Raw genomic sequence first — 23,980 nt, 5'->3', positions numbered from 1 at the left:
ATTTTTTCAACATATGAAGTTGGCATCCCTTATTATCTTCACTTACTTTTATATGCACGTTTCAATTTTTATTGCCTTTTCAGATTAATATTAAAAAAACATTTTATCATTATCCGGCTAGTTCACTAAACCGAGCTATCATATTCCTTAAACTTTTACCATATTTCGCCCTTTTAGCAAGCTCTGCTCTTAACAATTTTCACATAGTTCTTTCAATAATTTTTATCGAAATATATTTTATTTCATCTCTAAGCTCAGCTGTTATTATACCATTTTTTACACATTTTCTCGAATAACTCATGCAACAATTACACATACATAAATATAAAAGCCTTCATCATAGCCATATATTCAATATCATATAATAATTATCATTTTAGAACAGAGAACCGTCCGAAACCACTGAAAAAGTAGGGTTTTTTAAGCCACTTTTACAGTTTTATACAGCCGAAAACATTTAATTCTAATTTTCAAAAGCAAAAAATAATGATTATTTTTACTTAAAGAGGATACCAGTTGGGCTATCCTCTTTAAATTTACTGCCAATGCTGTTAATTTTGATTGCATTGACATGCTTCTTAAGCCGTACCCTCGGGCACGGCTTAATCCATGAAATCTCTTCATCTCTCCATTTTTCCACTCTTGACTTGCTCGTTCTTTATATTTTTCTATAAATTCCTTCGTTTTTGCTCTTTGGCTGTATTCATAATATTCAGGTATATTTACACTTATTTCTAAAGTGTTTGATTTCCCTATTTTGAAGCATTGATCTTTCTTTGGACATTTTTGACATCCTTCTACATCAAACTTATATTTCCATGATTCTCGACCGTCTCTTTTTCTTATCTTTCTCTGCTTCTCTACGGTATAATTCCCATAATCACAAAACCATTGGTCCGAATCCTTATTATACGCATATTTACTCTCATCTATTTTGTATACCATTTCACTAATCGGTATGTACGCTTCAGCACCGTTTTCTTTTATTACATCTAAAATTGGCTTCCTGAAATATGCTTTATCCCCATATACCTCTTTTATTTCTATTCCGCTATCCTTTGTCAAATCAATTAATTCTTCAAATCCTGTACCGTCAACGTATGCACCGTTATATACCCTTACTGCCGTTATTATCCTCTCTTTTGTCGTCATTGCATACTCTGTTTTATATCCAAAAAACTTTCTGTTTTCGATTTATATCCTACTCTTGCATCCTGGTCTACTAATGACCTTATACTCTTTTGTTCTATAAATTTTGGGTCTTCTAATATCTCACGGGCTTTTTCTATAACTTTGCATGTTTTCGTATGTTTTTCCCCTTCAATTTTTTCTTCAACCTGCGCAATGACTTCTTCCACATAAGCCTTCATTGTCGCTTTTGCTTCTCTATGTTCTGCTATTTCCTTATAGTTTGGAATATTTGTATTGATTTCTTCCGGTATCTCTCCTGCCTCTTTTTCTAAATTTTTAAATATCTTTTTGGCAATATGTTTTAATATCCTCTCGGGTACTTTTTTTACAGTATTGGCATGAGTGTGTGTACAATCAATACTAATTCCACCAGACTTAATTATATTTTTTTCTACACACTGTTTTACTACTTCCGTTATTATTTCATCCATTGTAACTTCCTGTAGCCTGTGAACTCTGAATTTTGCCAGTAAACTCGGATGGGGAAGTTCTTCTTCAGGATTAATTCCAAGAAACCATAAGTAAGCCAGATTTAATGAAGCTTCCTCGATTACACGTTCATCGGATAAGTTGTACAAATATTGAAGAATTAAAAGCCTTAACATAAGTTCAGGTTCTTTTGCAGGTCTGCCATAATATTTACAATAGGACTTTTCGAGTAGTTTATTAATAAAACTAAAATCAATTGCATTATTTATTAATTTAAGTATATGATTTTCTGGAATTTTATTGTATAATATTGAATAGATGCTTAATTGATTATTTTTATCTTTTAGCATTTAAAAAACCTCCTTTGTGGTGTTGGTTTTGCGTGATTCCATTATACCATTGAAGGAGGTTTTTTACTATATATTTGTTGAAATATATTGAATGTTTTACATTTTTTATTTGGTGTTTTTCAGTGGTTTCGAACCGTCCCCTGTTCTGTGTTCTGCTCACTTAATCAATATACAGAGCTTTCTTCGGGCACTTTTCAATACACACTTTACACTTTAGGCAGTCTGCATCCAATACTTTCCCTGTACTCTTATAATTCAAAACATCTATTTCCATCGGGCATGTCTTTGCGCAAATCTTACAATCCACGCATCTTTCCTTTCTAAAGGCAATATATTTAAATTTTTTCTTTACAAGCTTTAATTTCGCCACATAATGGGCAATAGTACCCATAGGACAAATGCTGCACCAAGCCCTATGATTGTACGAAAAGCCCAGAATTATAGTTATAACAGTAGTTATAATAATCATTCTTACAAAAACTACTGCCACATCATAAATATTGCCCCAGGCAAAAGCAATTTGTATTGCAAAAGCTGACATAAGCAATGCAAAAAAAGTCAATCTAAACCATGCTGCCTTTAATAGCGCCGGAACTTTATTTTTCATGCTGATTTTTGAAAGTATTTTATCACTAAAGCTTCCTCTCGGACAGAAATTACCACACCACATCCTCCCTTTGAACACTGCAACAACAGAAGGTGCCAGCATACATATCAAAGCGGTAATACCGATAATAGGATATAATGTACCGACAACACAATAAATAATAAGTATTAGCCATACCCAATCGTGAATAAACTTAATCACCTTTTCCATATCTATCCACCTCACATAAATTTATACCCCCTTAGGGTATCTATTTATCATTATATAAGATGGACGGGATTAATGTCAATTACTATATTTGAATATTGCGATATATTAATAAGTTTAGTATTTATTGAACTTCAATAGAAAATTTACACTTATTGAGGATAGCAAAATATAAAATATTTATTTTCAACAACTTAAAAACATATGAAATTAGCAAAACAAGAGATGAGGATGACAGATTGCTAGAATGGATTATATTAAATGTTCTCCTCCCTGGAATTGATCACCAATACTTAAACCCAAGGAGGAGAAGTTTTGCAAGTATCATTAAAAAATCAGTTATGTAATTAGTTTGGAAAGATTTATCTCCAGAAAATAAAATATGTAAAAGTCTATCTCCCGTAGACTCGCCAAATCTCAGCAAACTCCCTTGGAAGTGAAGTTCCCCTTATCCAATATAGCAAATACCCTTCTTTATAAAAAGAATCATCCTTAATTGCTAACCACTCGCTTTCAGGAAAATTTGCAATTTTATATACCTGAATAGCCTTACCGTCTTTTTTTATCTGAGAAATCTCTTTTTCAGGAAAAAAGTCCGCCGGAGTTTTTGAAAAGTAATAATATTTTTTTCCATTGAATTCAATATATTCATCTTCACTTACCATAACATTTCCATCTAAAAATTCCCAAGGTATGCTAGTAACTTTTTCATGGCAATAAATATCCAAAGCTAATCCTATTGTACGCTCTTCAACGATCAAAAAGTCCTTTTCGTTATAACCTTTAATCGTATAAACATATGAATTAGGTAAATTATTATCCGTCTTAACCTTTGCTACTTTTTTATCTCTTTCAATATTATTGGGTACAGGCCCAATCCAGAAATATTTCTCTCCCCCCAGAGTCATAAAACCTCCGCTATCCGGAGAATCATAAGTCATCTCAGGGAGGTTATCATCATTAGTACAAGAGGATAAAAAACACATACACAAAAAAAGTAAACATAAAATAATAAAATATCTCCTCTTCATAATTGTCCTCCAATTCTCTGATATGCCCCTGATTATTCTAGTTCTTTATATATCTGCTTTATCTGCGTTGCGTAAAGCACATACTTTGATTTTACCAGCAAGAAGTCTTTAACTCAATTTCTTTTATATTTATTTACCTTAAACTAAACGGCCTCGTACATTATGTATCTCTTACGGATAATTTTATTGAATACTGGCATATTATTCTTCCTTTTAGAACAGAGAACCGTCCGAAACCACTGAAAAACACCAAATAAAAAATGTAAAACATTCAATATATTTCAACAAATATATAGTAAAAAACCTCCTTCAATGGTATAATGGAATCACGCAAAACCAACACCACAAAGGAGGTTTTTTAAATGCTAAAAGATAAAAATAATCAATTAAGCATCTATTCAATATTATACAATAAAATTCCAGAAAATCATATACTTAAATTAATAAATAATGCAATTGATTTTAGTTTTATTAATAAACTACTCGAAAAGTCCTATTGTAAATATTATGGCAGACCTGCAAAAGAACCTGAACTTATGTTAAGGCTTTTAATTCTTCAATATTTGTACAACTTATCCGATGAACGTGTAATCGAGGAAGCTTCATTAAATCTGGCTTACTTATGGTTTCTTGGAATTAATCCTGAAGAAGAACTTCCCCATCCGAGTTTACTGGCAAAATTCAGAGTTCACAGGCTACAGGAAGTTACAATGGATGAAATAATAACGGAAGTAGTAAAACAGTGTGTAGAAAAAAATATAATTAAGTCTGGTGGAATTAGTATTGATTGTACACACACTCATGCCAATACTGTAAAAAAAGTACCCGAGAGGATATTAAAACATATTGCCAAAAAGATATTTAAAAATTTAGAAAAAGAGGCAGGAGAGATACCGGAAGAAATCAATACAAATATTCCAAACTATAAGGAAATAGCAGATCATAGAGAAGCAAAAGCGACAATGAAGGCTTATGTGGAAGAAGTAATTGCGCAGGTTGAAGAAAAAATTGAAGGGGAAAAACATACGAAAACATGCAAAGTTATAGAAAAAGCCCGTGAGATATTAGAAGACCCAAAATTTATAGAACAAAAGAGTATAAGGTCATTAGTAGACCAGGATGCAAGAGTAGGATATAAATCGAAAACAGAAAGTTTTTTGGATATAAAACAGAGTATGCAATGACGACAAAAGAAAGGATAATAACGGCAGTAAGGGTATATAACGGTGCATACGTTGACGGTACAGGATTTGAAGAATTAATTGATTTGACAAAGGATAGCGGAATAGAAATAAAAGAGGTATATGGGGATAAAGCATATTTCAGGAAGCCAATTTTAGATGTAATAAAAGAAAACGGTGCTGAAGCGTACATACCGATTAGTGAAATGGTATACAAAATAGATGAGAGTAAATATGCGTATAATAAGGATTCGGACCAATGGTTTTGTGATTATGGGAATTATACCGTAGAGAAGCAGAGAAAGATAAGAAAAAGAGACGGTCGAGAATCATGGAAATATAAGTTTGATGTAGAAGGATGTCAAAAATGTCCAAAGAAAGATCAATGCTTCAAAATAGGGAAATCAAATACTCTAGAAATAAGTGTAAATATACCTGAATATTATGAATACAGCCAAAGAGCAAAAACGAAGGAATTTATAGAAAAATATAAAGAACGAGCAAGTCAAGAGTGGAAAAATGGAGAGATGAAGAGATTTCATGGATTAAGCCGTGCCCGAGGGTACGGCTTAAGAAGCATGTCAATGCAATCAAAATTAACAGCATTGGCAGTAAATTTAAAGAGGATAGCCCAACTGGTATCCTCTTTAAGTAAAAATAATCATTATTTTTTGCTTTTGAAAATTAGAATTAAATGTTTTCGGCTGTATAAAACTGTAAAAGTGGCTTAAAAAACCCTACTTTTTCAGTGGTTTCGAACCGTCCCCTGTTTTATTTAGTTTTTCTGCCACTTCGTTAGCTGTTTTCAGCCTTTCATAATTATATTGAATCAGGCTGTGAGTATCCGAACCGACGGAAACAGGAATTTTTCTCTTTATTATACCTTTAAGCACAGCTATAGTTTTTTGTTCTATTTTAATGGGATCAAGAATATTTAAAAAGATATCGTGTGCCGAATCGGTGTTAATCTCCCAAAACAGATTGCTTTGTTTTATAAAATCCAGGACATAATCCAAGCCGCCCTTATCCTCATACTTATCGGCTAATTTCGCCAAATCGGTATGTGCCAAACCTTTGCCGCACTTGATGCTATTAAGCAATGCTGCAATAACCTCCAGATTTATCGTTGCAGGTATATAATCAAGGTCCTCAATCAGGATAAAATCCAGTTGATTTATTAGGTCATAAGGTAATATACTGTAATTTCTCAGCAAGGATATATATGATATTTCCACCCCGATGAAAACCTTAATTGAATTTTTATACTTCTGCTTTAACTTATCAATCTCGCTAAAATAAGTTTCCAGCATATTAATCCCTATTGAGTATTTATAATCATTGCAGAAGTGGTCGGTTATCCCGACCGCTTCCACCTGATGATTTATGGCATTTACTATTATATCCTCCGCTTTGTCAGCCCCATCGGACCATTTCGTGTGATTGTGCAAGTCCATAAAGCAATTGAAATCCAGCATGCCAATACCGTCCTTTCTATTGCGCTTATCTCCAAAAAACTATAGTCTGGGATCCACCGGCTCACTTTCTAAGGCCAGGACTCCAAACACACACTCATGAACTCTATAGAGCGGCTCATTCCTTACAAACCGTTCAAGGGCTTCCATCCCTAAGGCAAATTCACGAATAGCCAGGGAACGTTTCTTTCCGACAGCCCGGTTCCGAAGTCTCTCAATATTCTCAGCCATCGTGTATTCCGGTCCGTAAATGATTCTGAGGTATTCTTTCCCACGGCATTTTACTGCTGGCTGGAGCAGTTCTCTGCCCTTCTTCACAATAAAGTCAAAGGGTTTTACAACCATTCCCTCTCCTCCGGAGGCAGTAAGATCCTCCCACCATTTTATACCTTCAGTAACACTTTCCGTATCGGTAACATCAACAAGGATATGTTCTGTTGCAATAATTAAGCTATCCCCTTGAGCACAATATTTAGCAATGGTATCCATATGCCACAGATGGTCTTTGTCTGAATGCACTTTTCCCTCTGTAGCAAGGATATGGAAAGGTGCCAGCTTTAAGTCATCAATGGAATTAACAGGCCAGCAATATCTTCTGTACGCCTCTACATACTTGCGGATCATCTCTGAACGCTTTGTAAACCTTTGCAATAGCGCATTTATATCTGCATTCTGACCCGATACAGATTTGCCCACATCAAAGGAAACAGTTTTATTCATGGATGTCCGTGTAATCTGCATTACAGCCTCATCCAGTGCAACTCTGCCGGAAATGCCCACAGCAGAATATTGGTCTTTCAATAGCACTTGCGCTTTGGCCGACCAGGGCATCAACTCACAGTCAAGGCATACCCAGTCGGTATTAAAGTCATTCCAGAATCCGGATCTGTCTAAAGCCTTCCTTACTCTGTCAATTAATGCTGCCTCAAGATCCATATTATCAAAGAAATGCCTTCCGGTTCGAGTATAGCATATCCCTGATGTTCCATCAGTAACTCCAAATCTTTTTGCTGCTGCCTGACTGTCTTTACACACAATTACCACTGCACGGGAACCCATATGCTTCTGTTCGCATACCACTCTTGCCACTCCCCGTGTACGATAATATTCAAAGGCTTCGGCAGGATGCTCCAACATTCCTTCTTCCTTACTGGTTTCGCTCGGTGACATAGTAGGGGGTAAATATATAAGCCAATGTGGGTCAGCTGCAAACCTGCTCATTACCTCCAAAGCAGCAATGGAGTTTTCTTCATGCACCGTAATATTGCCCATCAGTCCGGTTCCGATAATTCTCTTACCGAGAACATCATTTATATCCAGAATATCGTTATCTTCCCTCACTTCAAAAACATCAGGCTTATCTTCTTCCGGCAGGAACGGCTTAGCCGGCTCATAATAGGTTTTCAGCGCCTTTACTTCCACAAATTCTCTTTCCGGATATCTGTAGGCAGTTAATTTCCCCCCAAAAACGCAGCCGGTATCAATATTGATTGTATTATTCATCTTCAAGACTTCAGCCTGTGGAGTATGCCCGTAAACGACCAGAGCCTTGCCGCGGTAATCGGAAGCCCAATCGTATCTTACCGGCAATCCGTATTCATCGGTTTCTCCCGTAGTCTCTCCATAAAGGGCAAACTCCCTTACTCTACCCGAACCTCTGCCCTGAAGTTCTTCCTTCATCCCTGCATGAGCCACAACGAGCTTTCCGTCATCCAATAAATAGTGGCTAACCAGTCCGTCAACAAAGGCTTTCACTTCTTCAATAAATTCGGGAGTTTCTCTCTCAAGCTGTGCCAAAGTCCTGTCCAATCCATGGGTTATATGTACATTGCTTCCTTTGAGCTTCTTTAAAAGCTTGATATCGTGGTTCCCCGGTACACAAAGGGCATTTCCGGATTTAACCATACTCATAACAAGCTTTAAAACTTCTGTAATTTTAGGACCACGGTCCACCAAATCACCAAGGAACACCGCTTTTCTTCCCTCCGGATGTGTTACCCTGTAACCGTAGCTTTCGGTATTGTCTGCAGTTTCCTCAATGATGTAACCCAATTTCTCAAGCAGCATTTTCAACTCATCATAGCAGCCGTGAATATCCCCTATAATATCGAAAGGCCCATGCTCATCTTTTTTGTTATTCCATAAAGGCTGTATTTCAAACTCAGCCTCCTCCACCTCTTCAGGAGAGTTGAGTACATACACATATCTGAAACCTTCCTTCTGAAGTCCTTTTAACGACTTTCTAAGCTGCTGGGTGTGTTTTCTTATTACATAATCTTCTACCTGCCTGTCAGTCCTATTCTTATTTCTTTCCCGGCATACTTTTTCCGGAAGGTTGAATACCACAGCCACAGGAAAGCAATGATAATCTTTCGCAATCTGTATAAGGGGCTTTCTTGCAGATTCTTGCACATTCGTGGCATCAACAACTGTAAGCTTCCCCAATTGAAGCCTTTTTGAGACTATATAATGCAAGACTTCAAAGGCTGTATCGGTAACTGTCTGATCATTTTCATCATCAGACACCAGCCCTCTGCAGAAATCGGAGGATATTACCTCTGTAGGCTTAAAATGTTTCTTGGCAAAAGTAGATTTACCGCTTCCTGAAGAACCAATCAATACTATTAACGATAACTCCGGTACAGTTAATTTCATAACGTAAACACTCCCATCTGTGTAGGACTTCCCAATTCATCATCGACTTCGCCTATTTGTAAAAACCTCACATTGTATCCGTAGTTTTGGGCAACCTTAACAGCCCATGTTTCAAACTCCTTACGGCTCCACTCAAAACGGTGATCCCTGTGGCGCATATCTCCTTCCAAGAGATTTGCATAATGGGAATTGTATTCCTTGTTCGGCGTAGACACAATGACTGTCTGAGGCCTTGCAAACTTAAACAATACCTTCTCGAAGGCTTTAAGCCTGTTTTCATCAAGATGCTCTATAACCTCAATAACAGTTGCAGCATCATATCCCGAAAACCGCTTATCCCTATACAATAAGGAACCCTGGAATAAGTTAATTCTTTTCCTTTGCATTTCGGGCAGCCGGTCAATTTTTAAATTTTCCTTAGCCCTTTCAAGAACACTGTATGAAACATCGACACCGGTAATTTGCTCAAAACTCTTATCTTTTAAGAGCAGCTGAAGAAGCTTTCCTTCTCCGCATCCTAAGTCTATAACTTTCCTGGCATTAACACTTTTTAATACGGCAATTACCGTTCCAAGCCTCTGCTGGTTTAAATTGAGCTTTTTTTCGTTTTCTTCTTGCTGTGAAGGTGCTTCTGGTTCATACTCATCGGCTGTTACACCGCTATTTTCCAAGAGTCTTTTCAAGGCCTGGCTAACAAGACTCTTTTTTCTCTTCAAGTACCTTCCGGTAATAAGCTCTTTTTCAGGATGGTTAATTAACCAACCCTCTCCATGATGAATCAGCTTGTCGATTTCATCTTCCCCAACCCAGTAGTGCTTTTCAGAGTCAAGCACGGGTATCAGCACATATATATGGTTTAATAAGTCCTGAAGTCTGACTTTCCCTTCAAGGCTAACGGTATAATACCTGCTTTGTCCCCATTCGGGAAATTTCTCATCCAGCATATATCCTTCAACGGCAACTTTATAACCTAAGGGTTCAAACAGACGGTAGATAATTTCTTCCCCTCCTTTGCAGGGAAGCATGATTATTTTGGCTTGAAGGGGCAATTCCATTGAAACAAGTTCAGGCCTGTCTTTGGATTTGCCAGACATTGCCGTTCCAAACACATTTGATATTGCCACACTCAAAAATGAAGATGCTACATAGGGCCTATCATTTACATAATCAAACAACCCGCCTTCATAAGAAGCCCCTTTCCTTCCCCTGACCAAATCAATAGGGTCAATATCCAGAAGCAGTGCAACAGTACATATTTCTTTTGTTGCCTCAGGATAGAATACATGAGCCTTCCCAAAGCTTAACTCAAAAGTTTGGGGTCTTGAAGGGTTCTTGTGCAACAGATAACCCAAGTCCGTTGCCGGCGGCTGAGTATATGTAATTGTAAGAATCATGTTTTCACCTCAAATTCTTTATATATTCCAAATCTCAATTCAATTTTCGATATCAATTAAAAAGGTGGTTAAATCCGGTCATTAGACTTAACCACCTATTATTTATTATATATTCAATGTCTTTATTCACTGAAAAAATCATTTTTTACGTTCAAATAATAGCGGATTAAGCCAATGTATATGTATCCTGTTTATGAATTAATTGCTTATATATGTAATTTTCTTTTTGTTCTCTGCATCCAGCCATATACATTGTGTATTCTCCTTTTAAAAGCAAATATATTTGTCATATCTTGTCAAAAGCTATAATTTAATTTTACTGTATACGCCATCATCTGTCAATTAAAGCAACTTCAGCACTTTTTCAATCATTACAACTGTCCGATGGCAAAGCTAGATTTTCTCAATAACAAAATTAACCGAACCTTCCTCCAGCATCATACCCGCTTCATAGTGAATATGATCACCACTCTCAAATTTATCGGAAGCCAGAATCAGTAAATGCTTGGCCAAAGAAATCAAACCTGAAGGATTGGCTTCGATAACAAATTCATCGCCTATATCTTTCACCCTTATTATAGCCCCATCTTCAAGCTCAAATTTATTATTCTTTATGTCAATATTCAATTTCATGTGCATCCGCTCCTACATCTTTGTTTCAATAAAGAAGCTTATTTCTCTTATTGTTCTGTCGGATATAACATTTTTTCTTCTGATATCGTCATATAGACCGATAATCTTATCTCTTGTAACTTTGTCAGGCTTTGTATAAATATTGGCAAGTCCGGTAAGACATCTACCCAATAAATTTTTCGCTTTTTCCAAAACTATTCCTTCGTCATTTGCAATTGCAAACAGGATACCTTCTAAGGCATGCCACCCTCCGTAATTACAAATTACCTCAAGAGCAAATAGCTTAATTTCAGCATTATCTCCTTCTAGTCTATTCCTCATTTCAAAGAGAATCCGCGGCATTTTGGATTTTTTTAAGAGCTTTTTCGCTGTTTTCCTGATTTTCGGTATGTCTGATTCAAGAGAATCTATAACATATTTTACCGCATCATCTTTTGACAAATACCACATTGCCATCATAGCCGCAGGTTTGGCTTTAAGGTCACCATGGGTAAAGAATTTGCAAGCAAGGTCATAATCGTTCCTGTCTCCGGTCTCACCCAAACCGACCAATGCCCCGGGCACAGGATTTATAAGGATTTGTTGCCTATAGAATTCAGGAAAGTCCTTTATAATTGAATGTTTTTTGCATATAAACCTTGCATCTTCACGGACCGACGCATTATCGTCCGACAGAAGGTTCAAAAGTCTTTCCCTGAATTTCAGCAGGACAATATCTTCATAATTTCTTAATACTGCAGTTTTCACTTTTGCAGATTTATCTTGAAGCAGTTTCTCAATTATATCATCCCGACTGTTCTCATCCAGATTTTTTATAGCATTAACAAGCCACATCCGAATTTCAAAGGATTTATCTTTCAGTGCAGAATTTATAATATCAATGTCTTCAGCAATTTTATCTTCCAGTAAACTATAGCAGAACAGCCGTTTCTTAACATTCTCATGCCTTAATCGAGTTTTTATTTTATCTATCACGTTATCATTCTTCAGGTACTCCACAATTCCATTTCTTACACCCTTAAGGTCAACTCTCGATACATTGTACAGTTTGTCAATAAGGCAAAAGTTTTCAATAAAGGCATCGATATTTTCAGAAACAAATGTATTTTTTAAAATATCTGCAGCCAAATTTCTCACCGGCAGCACCCAGTCATTCAGTCTTAACAGTATATAGGGAACCATCCTTGGATCCGACAAACCTGCAACAAGCTTTAATGCTTTTTCTCTTATATATCCACTGTAGTTAAGGGAAGCTATTCCTAAAAGGTGAACAGAAACTTTAGTATCGAAATTTAAGAGAGTATCCAGCCTATCAATATCTATGTCTGTGTATTTAATACGGTAATAAATAGTGTTCCATTGCTTTCCCTGAACCTTTTCCATTACTTCCGAGACTATTTGGGCAGCAGTTGAAGCAAGCTCAGCATTCTTTTCAAATACCAGAGGGTATATATATCTAATATCTCCCAAATCGGCACAATGTCTTAACAAATTTAACGCATCAACTTTGTCTTTAGTTTTTGGATACCCGAACAATTTTACAGGCTGCATTAAAACTTGATGTACTGAACATTTATCAAAGAACTTTGTCATAAAACCACCTGCTCTACTTGAAATAGTAGCTGCTTATTTTGTCAATCAAAGAATCCATGCCTTGTTCGACAGAAGATATAAAATCGAATACTCTTTCACTCCATCCGGCAATGATGTTTACATTTTTGCCTTTAAACTGCTGTGTACCGTAGCCCTGCATATCTATCGCATGAACCCAAACGTCGGGATTTATACGCTTCTTATACTCCTCAACCAAAGCCTGGCAGGTGCTCGATCTGTTATAGCCTGTATTATAGGAATATTCCCTGTTTATCTCATTATCGGACAAAATAATAATACGGTCAACAAATATCTTCCTATCCAATAAATATCGTAACGGTAAAGTAATATCCGTTCCTCCGCCGTTTACTTTTATGCTGTTGGCATTGGCAATAATACCGTTTTGCGTTGCCAAATTGCATGTATAAAGATAGTTGTCAAAAGTCTTTGTAATGGTTTCTTCGCATATATAGTTTGCAATTGACAGCATCAATACTGCAACTTCAGCACAGGTCAGATCGCTCTTTCTACTAATAGGAAAATTCATAGACCCGGAGACATCGGCAGCAATTAATGTTTTACCGGTCAGTCTATCAATATTTTTGGTTGAGATCTTTATGGCAGTTTCCAGAGCATCGTAAATCTTTGATGTGCCTATACCTTCATTTTTCAATGTCTTATAAGCACTGTAGTACCTGAAAGGCAATTGCTTGTTTTTCAGCACCCTTTCTTCATCGGTTAAATACTCGTATACTTTATTTAAATTTGATGCTCCGGACTTAATAATATTGCGAAGGTTTCTCAGCATGGCCATATATCCCAGCCTGTTTTCCTCAATTAATCTTTCCCAGGTTTCTTTTGTATTTCCTTTCGTCGATAATTCTGTCTCCCATGTAACATGAGTCTCTAACCTATCTTCCAACAGCCTTTTCCAAAGATCGCTCTGTCTTTCATCTTTGGCTTTTGGATGAGCCAGACATAAGATATCTTTTAATTTAATGGCGTTCTTTCTGTTGTATTTAGCCAGCTGGTACTCGTCAAATTTACCGAAACTGTCGGCCAAACCTTTCTTTACAGAGTTGGGTATGGGTTTGCCATAGGTATTCAGGTAATAGGCAAGCACCTCAGTCATGTCATCCGGGCGTTCAATTATCTTATTCAAAGTTTTCCTCACATACTCTTTGCCTTCGGTACTTTTTGCAAGTTCCGACACCAATACATGGGATATCGTTCTTAAATGCATTTCGTTTCTTGCATAAATACACAAATTGGCAACAAACTTTGCTTCAGTTTTTATAACATTTCTGACTGTGTTCAATATATCCTGGGAGTTATCCCCGTAAAATTTGTTCTCATTGAAAAAGCTTGTCAACACTTGTGTTACCAGCTTTTCTTTGTCGTTCATCGGGTAAGCTGTTGCTCCCTCATTATTTATCGTCTTAATAGCTCTTGAGAACCCTAAATTAAACTTAGACACAGTTACTCCCCCTTCAATAGGAAATTTTACTTGGAAGAAAATCGGAAGGAGACCGTTATCGGTTGCGATTTATATTTTCCGCCACCCTTTAACTCTTTAAGGCAGCAGAATTCGCACCTTAATTCGTTTCTCCAGACAGTACGAAGTAACTCCTTCCTGCACTGTCCAAGCATTTTGTTGGGAGAAAAGCGATTAGAGCTTACACAGTGCTCTATCCATCTGAGCTACATGGAAAATCCATGGACCGGACTCGAACCGGTGACCTCTCGCTTAAAAGGCGAAGTAGCTCTAATCTGCACTGCCCAACATTTATTTTCACAATGAGAGAAAATCGAAAAGAGTATTGTTCGTCCTGACTAGAAGTAACTCTTTTCTGCACTGCTCATTACATTTTCAGTATATGAGAATAATTTACCAATTAACAGACAAAAAGTTTGCAACTTTTAATTAAGTGCAAACTCTTTATATGTTATATAAGCTTATAGCCTTCTTAACCCTTGATATAACCTCATCTGCAATTCTTTGGGGAGAAATAACCTTCACATAGGGACCTAATGAAATGATATTTCGGATAAGGTTTTCTTCTTCAAAAAGGTAATAATTAAGTCGTATTTCATACTTATTATTGCCCAAGCTTCGTGCAGTTCTCTCCATACCTGAAAAGCACATAAAGCATCTTTCCATAGCTGCTTTTTTATCGGTTACCTCCAAAACTATCGGCTCTTCCGAGTATTTTTGCTCAAACAGCAATCTTTTTGCTGTTTCCCTGTCAATGCTAATCTCTTCTTCTACAATCCTTATATCCGATAGAGTAAAAATATTGGCCATTATGGGACGGTTTTCATCCAACAGGTACATGGAGACACGAAATCTATCATCCCTCATGGAATATTCAATACTGACAGGAAGTGCCAGCCTGTCGCTGTATTTATTGCCTTTTTTATCTATATTGTTGTACCTTATCGCTTTTTCCTGAATAATGGCATTTAATAAAATGCGGAAATTCTCTTCATAGGTTTCCCGATTTGGAATTGCCGGAAGTTTAATTGTATTAGTAAGTTCAAAATACTCATCTCTAATGGGAGTATCTATTTCTTGAAGCTCCTTTTGAAGTTTGTCAATGGTTTCTTTACTGAGAACCATTCTAATCCCTTCCTTATCCAAGAGAGATTTCAGCCATGCTTTTTCTATCATGGAAAAGCGTACCGGAAGAGGAAGCAAATCTTCTTTCTTTGCAGTATCTCTTGTAGAGCCTTCCGGGCAATAAGAGTTTCCAACGGAAGGATAATACACACCGTTCCTTTCAGTTAACAGGTTGAAATTCTCATCCGCCTCACACTTATTTAAAACAAGATCCGCAAAGGATTCCTGATTTTTTCCTATAACCTTCTGCTCGAATTCCCCTTCATCAATTATTTTCATTATTTCATTTTTTGTCTTTCCCCCGGCACATTCATTGATAATTCTAAACATCAACTGAAAGTATCTGTTTTTTATTTCACTGAACAACTCCATATGCTAAAAGCATCTCCTTCCAGTCGTTAAAAATTTTATCCGCCAGTTCTTTGCTCTCCAAAACCTTTACATATCCTGCATACCCTCTGATCCAGGGAATGAGCTCACCGCTGTCATTGACTTCAATTGTTATGTGATACCGCCCATCTTCAATTTTATCCAATACTCCGTTGGGTGACTCATTCAGAATCTTTTCAATAATATATCCTTCAGTTTCTTCATCAATAATAACCTCAAGCTTCACCTTTTCCGGTTCGCTTTTTCCTTCTAGAGGTACGCTGGACCAACTGTAACACATCTGCTTGCCATATAATTCATCATAATCTTCTCTTTTGAAAGTTTCCTCCAATATTTCCACACTCTCAATTCTATCTAGCCTTGATATCACGCAACTTTCATTTTTACTGAAGGACACCAGATAAAACCTTCCGTGCCGGACATCATATCTTATCTTATACGGTATTAAAGCCTTGCTGTTTTGCTGTTCACAGGCATTACTTGGATCTTGCTTAAGTAAATCCGAACCTTTAGGTAAACGATAAAAAATTTTTACTTTATGCCTCGTGTGTATAGCCTTCAGAATTTCCCACAACACCTGCTCTTCAATTGCCGGATGATAATGCACGTGCCTGTAGTTGAAATAATGGTTGTCAATACCATTGATATTTCTCTCAAAATACATATAATCTTTAAGAGTCTGCTCGCAGAAATAGCCAGCAACCACAGGAAAAACTATATTTTTAAACAGGCCGACGGCTGTAAACAATTCCCTTAGCTCTTTATTATCCAGTGATTTTAATATGTCGGGTGCAATGGAATAGTATTTCGTCCTTTTTACAACATTACACGATAAGATTCCGAAACTTTTGCACATTTCCGATAGTTTTCTTTCAATGGTCTTACTGCTGATTCTGTCAAAGGACAAATGTCCTCCCTCAGCCAGACCGTCTTCTATTTCGCTTAAACAACAAGGGCGATTTTGTGACTGGATATATAACAGAATAAAAAAATATGTAAGCAGGTCTGCACGAGTAAAGCTCTTGGTCATATAGGTACTTACGAGGAAATTGTCCGAATGCCTCATATAGTCATAAGTCAGATTTAAAAGTTTGAATCTTCCGTCCTTGTCAGTCCTGATATATTTATCTTCTACATACTGCTGAATGCGACGCATTTCATAGCTGACTTTTCTTGAACTTACATTTCTCTTGCTTTCCAGACCATCCCTTGAAAAACATCCGTAAAGGAAGCAATCCCTAAGGATATCCCTTATGATATTGTAATGTTTTATAAAATCGCTAAACATGAAACAACTCCCTATATATCCATATTATAATTCTATAATATACTATTAGGAAGCAAAATACAAAGACGGTTATTTGCCCTAACAATCTAATCCATACGTCTTAAACTTCCCAATCCTATACTGTCAAACTCATCCCTGCCTTTTTCTTTATATACACCAAGTTCTTTTAATACAATATTAATGGCCTTTTCACCTTCAGGCTTATGACAAAAACTATTTGTTTTTTCATCCCAAAAAGTTTCGGTCTTAAGCGGTTTGATTTTAATTTTTGAATTTTCAAACAATACGGCTGACTGAGTACCTACACCTCCAAAATAATCGGTTTCGATATAAGCAAGCTTTCCATTTCTTGATTCCTGAATTAGTACTTCATATATTGAAGGAGAAAGATAATAAAAAAATTCCTTGTAATCGACCTCAAGTTTGCTATCAATTAATTCTACTATACTATCATATAATTCATTCGTTAAAAAAATAATAGAAAATCCTTGAGCCAAGGTAACAGGCTTTGCTTCTATCCAATTATTCGCAAAATCTTTTATAATGCCTTCCTTTCCGATAAAACCTCTTATACAGTGCATAACTTTCTCCTCTCCAGTCTAGAACAGGGGACGTCTAGAACAGGGGACGGTTCTCTGTTCTATTCTTATTGTCCTTTTTTATCTTTTAAACTGCTAAAAATAACCGGTATCAATTAATAAGTATCCTTTAGGCAGCCTTATAATAATAGTTGTTAACTATTCTGTTTCCTGCAGCTATAATTTCCATGATTTCATACCCACTTTCAATTCTTTATTTTATCTCACTAGTCTTTTATATTTTTTATAAAAGCGTCAACCTCCTCAGCCCATTCATCATAATATCTTTTTTCAGTTGGAAAGTGAGGTGCATTTTTTATCTCCACATATTTTTTATTTGTGCACCCAATTTTTTAAATACCTTTTCAGAATAATATTTTGGAACCATTTTATCATTACCCGGATGAAAGACTAAAACAGGCTTATCATAATTCTCATGGCTTATGCTTGGTTTGCTTTGCAAGATAAGGCTCAAAGCTCCCTTAATGGTAATGTGTGTTCCAGCTTGAGGGTCGTTTTTCACCATATTATTAAATTCCTGTGAATCAGTCAGAGTATCATAGGAAATCAGACTATAGGTCTTTACTCTGAACTTTCCCATAAATGCTGATAAAAACCTAAATACCGGAATTAATAAATATGTAAATTTTTTGGTATTAGTCTCCTTCAGCATGAATTCCCTATCGCTGAAATCCCACAAACACCAACAAACCAAGGCGTCAATTCCGTCACTTTCACATGCGGCAGCATAAGCTAACGGTCCTCCCATGCTCGCCCCGCCCAAAATAATTTTCCCATGAAACCTGCTTTTTGCATATCGTACAGCATCTATAAGATTTTGCTTATGGACATTCCATTCAAAATCTCCCTTTAATCCGTTATTATAACCATAACCCTGCATATCCGGTATAACCAAATTATATCCCTTTTCAAAAAGCGGCATTGCAAAAGGGAGCAATACTCGAGCATAACCCGCTATACCATGGGCAAATATTATTGTTGGGGTATTTTTGTTTCCGGTATCATAAAGTTCTATATTAATTTTTTTACCATTAGACTGTATTTCTTCAATTACCACATTCTTTTCCCATTTTTCAATGAGCTCTTTTCCAAACCATTTTTCCATATAGTTCTTCCAATAGTCTTTACCGGAATGCATAATTCTCCTCCTTCTATGCATATTCCATTATACCATTTTTGCTGAACATTCTTAGGCAATAAAAAACACATTCATCAGTTGAATGTGTAAATTAACTACCAATTGTTATATTCGCTTAAATAAATTGTATAATTGTATTTCTAGAACAGAGAACCGTCCCCTGTTCTATGTTCTATGTTCTACATGCATATTAAAGCTGTAATTCCGACAATGGGATAAAATATCCCAACAGCACAATAAAAAATTAGTATTAGCTATGACCAGTTGTGAATAAACTTAATAACCTTTTCCATGCAAATCCACCTCATATTATATTATACCCTTATGGGGTATGTTTATATTATATGAGGTGGAGTACATTTCTGCCAATATTTAAATTCAAATATTACGATATAACAAAAGCATAGCCTTTACTATAAGCATAGACGAAACTAATTTTCTTTTTTCTTTACAGGAATCCAGATTTCACTTCGATACTTTTCATTCCCGGTATCCGGACCTTCATTCCATAAAATTTCAGGGCCTTCAACGGCCTCATATCCTGATGTCGGAAACCACTCCGAATAAATTCTTCCCCATATATTTTGAAGTGTTTCCGGGAATGGTCCGATAGCTTCGAATACTGCCCAGGTGTTGGCTTTTACTTCTAAAACATCATATCTTCCAGTCACTTTACATGTAGTTGCCACACCGATATAATGATCCATCTCACCCTTTTCTTCCATTCTTTCTTCCGAGAAATTGGTAGAAGCACTAATAATCCCTATTGGTTCTATATTTGAAAGTGCCTTTAATTCTTTAATAACCTCAGGAGTTAAAAGTGCAGTCATTTTTGCAATCTCAGGATTGACACCTTTAAAAATAATCGGAACTCTCTTCTTAAATCCTACAATCTTAAAAGGTCCTTTCTCAACAATACGATAGTTCATTTCGCTTCCTCCTTTAATAGATAATTGAAAGGTCATTCTAGGATAAGCTTTTAACTGGGTATTCTCATTCCTTGCTTCAGACGGGAGAATACCATGCAAAGAATAAAAAGCACGGGAAAATGCATCCGCTGAATCATAACCATATTTAACAGCGACATCGATTATTCTCAGATTTGCATCTTTCAAATCAAGTGCAGCCAGCGTTAATCTTCTTCTACGAATATACTCAGACAAGCCAATTCCTGCCAAAAATGAAAACATCCTCTTAAAATGATATTCCGAGCAGGAAGCAATTCTTGATACTTCGCTATAATCAATATCCTCTGTCAGATGTTCTTCAATATATTCCAATGCTTTATTCATTTTACTTAAAGAATCCATCAAACAACCTCCTTACATTATCGATAATATCAAAAGATGTGCTTTCCCATACGACAATCTGTGCACAATAAAGTCGAATTGCAAATAGCTGTTTCTTTTGAAATGGATTTATTCTTATATGAAATATTCCTTTATAGAAATTTTTATCTCAAAGGATACAACTTTATCCCGTTAAATTTTCTATAATCTTTACCGGAATATATTACCTTTTCGTACAGAATCTATTATAACATTTTTTATAGACCTTCTTTGAAAAATAAAAAAACATACTCACTCATTAAGTGAATATGTTAAACATTAAAATAATACCAAGGATTATACTAATTGTCACAAACATCAAATGAAGAGCAAAAAACATAGGCCAGATTTCGTAACACATATAGCAATAGCACAAATAGTACCTTAATATAAGAAATCGCCTATCATGACATAATACTAAGCACATGTAAAATTGAAAAATCACAATACTTCTTCAAACTTAAAAAGTATTCTTTTAGAACAAAGAACCGTCCCCTGTTTTACTGTTTTATTGCGGCGAGGTCTCTGCCCTACGAATCAGATTTGCGATCTTAGCTGCGAATACTGGCCATAAGGGCTTTGGCAGTTCATGCCCCATTCCTTCAAAGGTAACAAGTTCAGCACCTTCAATAGCAGCTGCAACAGCACGTCCTCCTCTTATATCAACCATTTTATCGCTTTCACCGTGTATAACAAGAGTCGGTATCTTAACAGAGCGAAGTTTTTCTGTTCTATCACCGGACTTTATAACTGCAACAGCCTGCCGCATCATCGCCAGTGGATCGTGGTCCCTGTCCCAGGCAAGACCGGCAATTTGAGCAACAGCTTCTTCATCTAAAGGATATTTGGGAGAACCAAGAGCTTTGCGTGATTTAATCTGCCAATCAATATAGGCTTGTCGGTCATCATAAGGAGGTGAACCTAAGTTTGCCAGCACTGAATAGTCAGGTTGTCCTACAGAAGGATTCCCGGTAGTTGACATTATAGAAGTCAAAGACCGAACTCTGTGGGGATACTCTATAGCTATTGTTTGAGCTATCATTCCTCCCATTGATGCGCCAACCAGGTGTACGCTATCATATCCAAGTGCATCCATTAGACCTACTGTGTCTGCTGCCATGTCAGAAAGAGTATATGCCACTGTAGAGAAATCACCGGATTGTATCGCTGCAAAGTCTGGAACAGGAGCATCTGAAAAGTGAGTTGAAAGTCCGGCATCCCTATTGTCGAACCTAATCGGATGCAGACCGTGACTAGCCAGTTCCAAGCAAAATCCTTCAGGCCAGTTAACCATTTGTGCACCGGCACCCATGATCAGGAAAACAGGTGATAATGCAGGATTGCCAAAACGCTGATAAGCTATCGTTATTTTCGATGGTCCAACATTTTGAACGCTTTCCTCACCATGAATTTGAACTTTATTTGTATCCATAATTATACCCTCCTAATATCGATAATTATGTCAGTAAATCAATAGGTATATTATATGAGTATGCTCAAAAAATAAATAGTCTAAAATATATAATTTTATTGTGTTATAATTAAAGTAGCAGAGATTGTTTTTATTCTATATGATTCTATATATTATCTATGTATTTTATTGGAATTCTATAGAAAAACCATGGGATTGCACCTGCCATGGCTCAAGATTTGTCTATGAAGACAATGTGATTTAGGAACCGGAGATCAAACCTCTAAATATACACAGTAACGCAAATACGATTGAGAAACTTATTAATGACAATTTTTAAAGTTTAACAGAAAAAAGCTTCGTTATTGTTTCCTTTTCTTTTTGGTTTATTCTATTATTTAGACAACCTGATACGTTCTGCAGAGCAGTACCTGGCATTTCACTCGTTTTTTAACAATTCTCATAGGGTTTGCCGTCCCCATTATACTGTTTTATAAAATATAATGAATGCCGATATCGCTGAAATTAAATATATTACCGCCGCAATTAATGAATATAATATAAAGTTGATACTTATTTTTCTAAAAATAATTCTGTTCACATAAAATAATATTATTGAATAAATCAATACTGCAATAACAGCCAATATTTTATGATAAGTAGGTGTAGTTGAAACAAAAAGCGATAAACCTTGAAACATAATTATTGTAAATATGAAAAGAGGAAGAGTGAGTAATCCCATAATTAAATTAAATAATACAAATAATAACTTCATTTCGATATGCTCCTTTTAGGAATAATTATTAATCCATTGGCAAGAAGCTAAAGCCGGTTTTAAAATATTATATTATATATAACAAATGATGTAACTAGTGTAAGTAAATAGCTATAATATTTAATATAAAATAGGTTTTAACACTCGAGCCTGAGTTTTTACCAAGTATAACTTTATTAACTATACAAACAGCTAAAGCAAACACAAGTAAAATCATAAATCCAATTATCTTTCCCTTGGCTGAAGACGAAAGCCAAATCCAGGAACCGGGCCACAATAATAATCTAGCTATAAAAAACCGAAACACTTAACATTCCAAAAATAATATTTATTATTGTTCCAATTGTGTAACCCTTTGCCATATTTTCTTTGCCCACTTTCATATATAAACTCAATATTTTAATATAAACTCCTCTCTTCCATTCCTTGCTATTTTAACAGGCTCTTCAACTTGCTCCACAATGTTTTTTGGTGTTTTCCTCATTTGTTACTAGTATCGGCACTTTTCATAATTTCCTGTATAATTGATGTTTTAGCATCTGCATAGTGCTGAATATGTCTCCATTTATTCTTTGCAAGGCTTCGTTTGACTTGTGCATACTTTTCCCGATCTGCTTCATTATTCCTCAAATGGTCTCGAAAAAGCAGCATCCTCTTTATCTCCGATGTTCCCTTACTGAACACATGAAGATTTATGTCGGTATCCGGTCCCTTAAACATCCGATGTTCAGACCACTCAGGTTCTCGAACCCTTAAAGTATAACCGGCTGATTCCAGCACCGGGACATAGGACAATTCGTCGGCAGAATTCTCCACAACCAGCAATATATCGATAATTGGTTTTGCACACAGTCCCGGCACTGAAGTGGAACCTACATGCTCAATTTGCAATGCCTTGCTGCCCAGTATGGAACGAATCCGGTGGGCTTCCCTTTCAAACAATTCTTCCCAGTTTGGATCATATTCCACAAGGGTGATGGGTGCATTATGCGGCTTCAATTCGCCGACTATGCTCTTTTGCAGCTCTTCATCACTTCTCGGTCTTGAATTCTTATCGGATGCCATCATTCCAGCTCCTTTTTTATACTATAAACCGTTTATTTCAGTAACAAAAACCGTTGACTTTTACATTCTATCAGAAAATCAGAATAAAAAAAATGTTAATGCTGCTAAAAATCTTTTCGCATTAACAAAAAATTATATGCTTAATCTATATTAATGTAGTATCTCATGGAAAGATATTTTGATTCATCAGGAGCAAAACCTAGTTTGCGATATAATGAAGAAGCAGCCTGTGTTGCCTTCAAATCAATGTAAGATAGTTTTTTACTTTTTGCATCCTGTATAGCCATCCTTATTAAATTTCCAGCAATTCCTCTTTTGCGATAGTGTGGCAGCGTATAAACATTCATTATTGTTCCTGTTAATCCAGTCAAAAAACTTGGATTTGCAGGTTTTTCACTGATTAAAAGAAATACAGTCGATACAATTACTGCATTATCTTCACAGACATATACAAATAAATCTCTGTTTAAATGTTTCCCGAAATAATCCAGCAGTTGTACTCTGATTGTGTCAGTCTGCTCCTCTGTTAATCCGTCATAATCTTCCGCTAAATACGCTAATCGCATATTTATCAGCTGAGAAACATCGGTTTTATTAGCTTGCCTTAACTGCATAGTAAAACT

Annotated in this window: 16 protein-coding genes, 1 tRNA gene and 2 pseudogenes; 1 reads left to right on the top strand and 18 read right to left on the bottom strand. The window is 36.1% G+C overall.

Annotated elements, in window-relative coordinates:
* Positions 1–420: 420 nt before the first annotated feature.
* The 3 genes and pseudogenes from CLOCL_RS03620 to CLOCL_RS03610 form a co-directional block, all read right to left on the bottom strand.
* Positions 421–1,970 (bottom strand): annotated as a pseudogene (locus CLOCL_RS03620) (IS1182 family transposase).
* Positions 1,971–2,130: 160 nt separating this feature from the next.
* Positions 2,131–2,787, bottom strand: coding sequence for a 4Fe-4S binding protein (locus CLOCL_RS03615; RefSeq protein ID WP_014254076.1), 657 nt, complete (start codon positions 2,785–2,787; stop codon positions 2,131–2,133).
* Positions 2,788–3,176: 389 nt separating this feature from the next.
* Positions 3,177–3,815, bottom strand: a complete 639-nt coding sequence (locus tag CLOCL_RS03610; protein ID WP_014254075.1) for a hypothetical protein — start codon at positions 3,813–3,815, stop codon at positions 3,177–3,179.
* Positions 3,816–4,177: 362 nt separating this feature from the next.
* On the opposite strand from CLOCL_RS03610, the pseudogene CLOCL_RS03605 reads away from it, so the two are divergent.
* Positions 4,178–5,727 (top strand): annotated as a pseudogene (locus tag CLOCL_RS03605) (IS1182 family transposase).
* Between the two features lie 6 nt (positions 5,728–5,733).
* Here CLOCL_RS03605 and CLOCL_RS03600 read toward each other — a convergent pair.
* From CLOCL_RS03600 to CLOCL_RS03530, 15 genes are all read right to left on the bottom strand, one after another.
* Positions 5,734–6,471: a PHP domain-containing protein gene (locus CLOCL_RS03600; protein WP_014254073.1), complete on the bottom strand. Its 738-nt coding sequence runs from the start codon at positions 6,469–6,471 to the stop codon at positions 5,734–5,736.
* A gap of 39 nt (positions 6,472–6,510) precedes the next feature.
* On the bottom strand, positions 6,511–9,123 hold the full coding sequence (locus tag CLOCL_RS03595) for a polynucleotide kinase-phosphatase (protein ID WP_014254072.1): 2,613 nt from the start codon (positions 9,121–9,123) through the stop codon (positions 6,511–6,513).
* Positions 9,120–10,517 (bottom strand): 3' terminal RNA ribose 2'-O-methyltransferase Hen1, encoded by a 1,398-nt coding sequence (locus CLOCL_RS03590; protein WP_014254071.1) that lies wholly within the window; start codon positions 10,515–10,517, stop codon positions 9,120–9,122. Before CLOCL_RS03590 ends, CLOCL_RS03595 begins: the two co-directional genes overlap by 4 nt.
* Positions 10,518–10,910: 393 nt before the next feature.
* Positions 10,911–11,150, bottom strand: coding sequence for an Imm32 family immunity protein (locus CLOCL_RS03585; RefSeq protein WP_014254070.1), 240 nt, complete (start codon positions 11,148–11,150; stop codon positions 10,911–10,913).
* A gap of 12 nt (positions 11,151–11,162) precedes the next feature.
* The gene (locus CLOCL_RS03580) at positions 11,163–12,743 is read right to left on the bottom strand and encodes a HEAT repeat domain-containing protein (protein ID WP_014254069.1); all 1,581 of its coding nucleotides are present in this window, start codon (positions 12,741–12,743) and stop codon (positions 11,163–11,165) included.
* 13 nt (positions 12,744–12,756) lie between these two features.
* On the bottom strand, positions 12,757–14,220 hold the full coding sequence (locus tag CLOCL_RS03575) for a TROVE domain-containing protein (RefSeq protein WP_014254068.1): 1,464 nt from the start codon (positions 14,218–14,220) through the stop codon (positions 12,757–12,759).
* A gap of 229 nt (positions 14,221–14,449) precedes the next feature.
* Positions 14,450–14,531 (bottom strand) — tRNA-Lys (locus CLOCL_RS21965).
* A 151-nt stretch (positions 14,532–14,682) separates the two neighbouring features.
* Complete coding sequence (locus tag CLOCL_RS03570; protein ID WP_014254067.1) at positions 14,683–15,735, bottom strand: WYL domain-containing protein; 1,053 nt, start codon at positions 15,733–15,735, stop codon at positions 14,683–14,685.
* Positions 15,719–17,041, bottom strand: a complete 1,323-nt coding sequence (locus tag CLOCL_RS03565; protein ID WP_014254066.1) for a WYL domain-containing protein — start codon at positions 17,039–17,041, stop codon at positions 15,719–15,721. The genes CLOCL_RS03570 and CLOCL_RS03565 overlap by 17 nt, the downstream gene beginning before the upstream one ends.
* Positions 17,042–17,127: 86 nt before the next feature.
* On the bottom strand, positions 17,128–17,622 hold the full coding sequence (locus tag CLOCL_RS03560) for a hypothetical protein (RefSeq protein WP_014254065.1): 495 nt from the start codon (positions 17,620–17,622) through the stop codon (positions 17,128–17,130).
* 313 nt (positions 17,623–17,935) lie between these two features.
* A complete protein-coding gene (locus CLOCL_RS03555; RefSeq protein ID WP_041714909.1) occupies positions 17,936–18,778 on the bottom strand; it encodes an alpha/beta fold hydrolase in 843 nt (280 codons plus the stop codon).
* Positions 18,779–19,209: 431 nt separating this feature from the next.
* Entirely contained in the window at positions 19,210–20,088 is an 879-nt protein-coding gene (locus tag CLOCL_RS03550) for an AraC family transcriptional regulator (protein WP_014254064.1), read from the bottom strand.
* A 526-nt stretch (positions 20,089–20,614) separates the two neighbouring features.
* The gene (locus CLOCL_RS03545) at positions 20,615–21,538 is read right to left on the bottom strand and encodes an alpha/beta fold hydrolase (protein ID WP_014254063.1); all 924 of its coding nucleotides are present in this window, start codon (positions 21,536–21,538) and stop codon (positions 20,615–20,617) included.
* A gap of 1,234 nt (positions 21,539–22,772) precedes the next feature.
* Complete coding sequence (locus CLOCL_RS03535; RefSeq protein WP_014254058.1) at positions 22,773–23,357, bottom strand: GrpB family protein; 585 nt, start codon at positions 23,355–23,357, stop codon at positions 22,773–22,775.
* A 140-nt stretch (positions 23,358–23,497) separates the two neighbouring features.
* The gene (locus CLOCL_RS03530) at positions 23,498–23,971 is read right to left on the bottom strand and encodes a GNAT family N-acetyltransferase (protein ID WP_014254057.1); all 474 of its coding nucleotides are present in this window, start codon (positions 23,969–23,971) and stop codon (positions 23,498–23,500) included.
* Positions 23,972–23,980: the final 9 nt, after the last annotated feature.

The organism is Acetivibrio clariflavus DSM 19732, from assembly GCF_000237085.1.
GTDB classification, from domain to species: Bacteria; Bacillota; Clostridia; order Acetivibrionales; family Acetivibrionaceae; genus Acetivibrio; species Acetivibrio clariflavus.
This window is presented reverse-complemented; position numbering and strand designations above follow the sequence as displayed.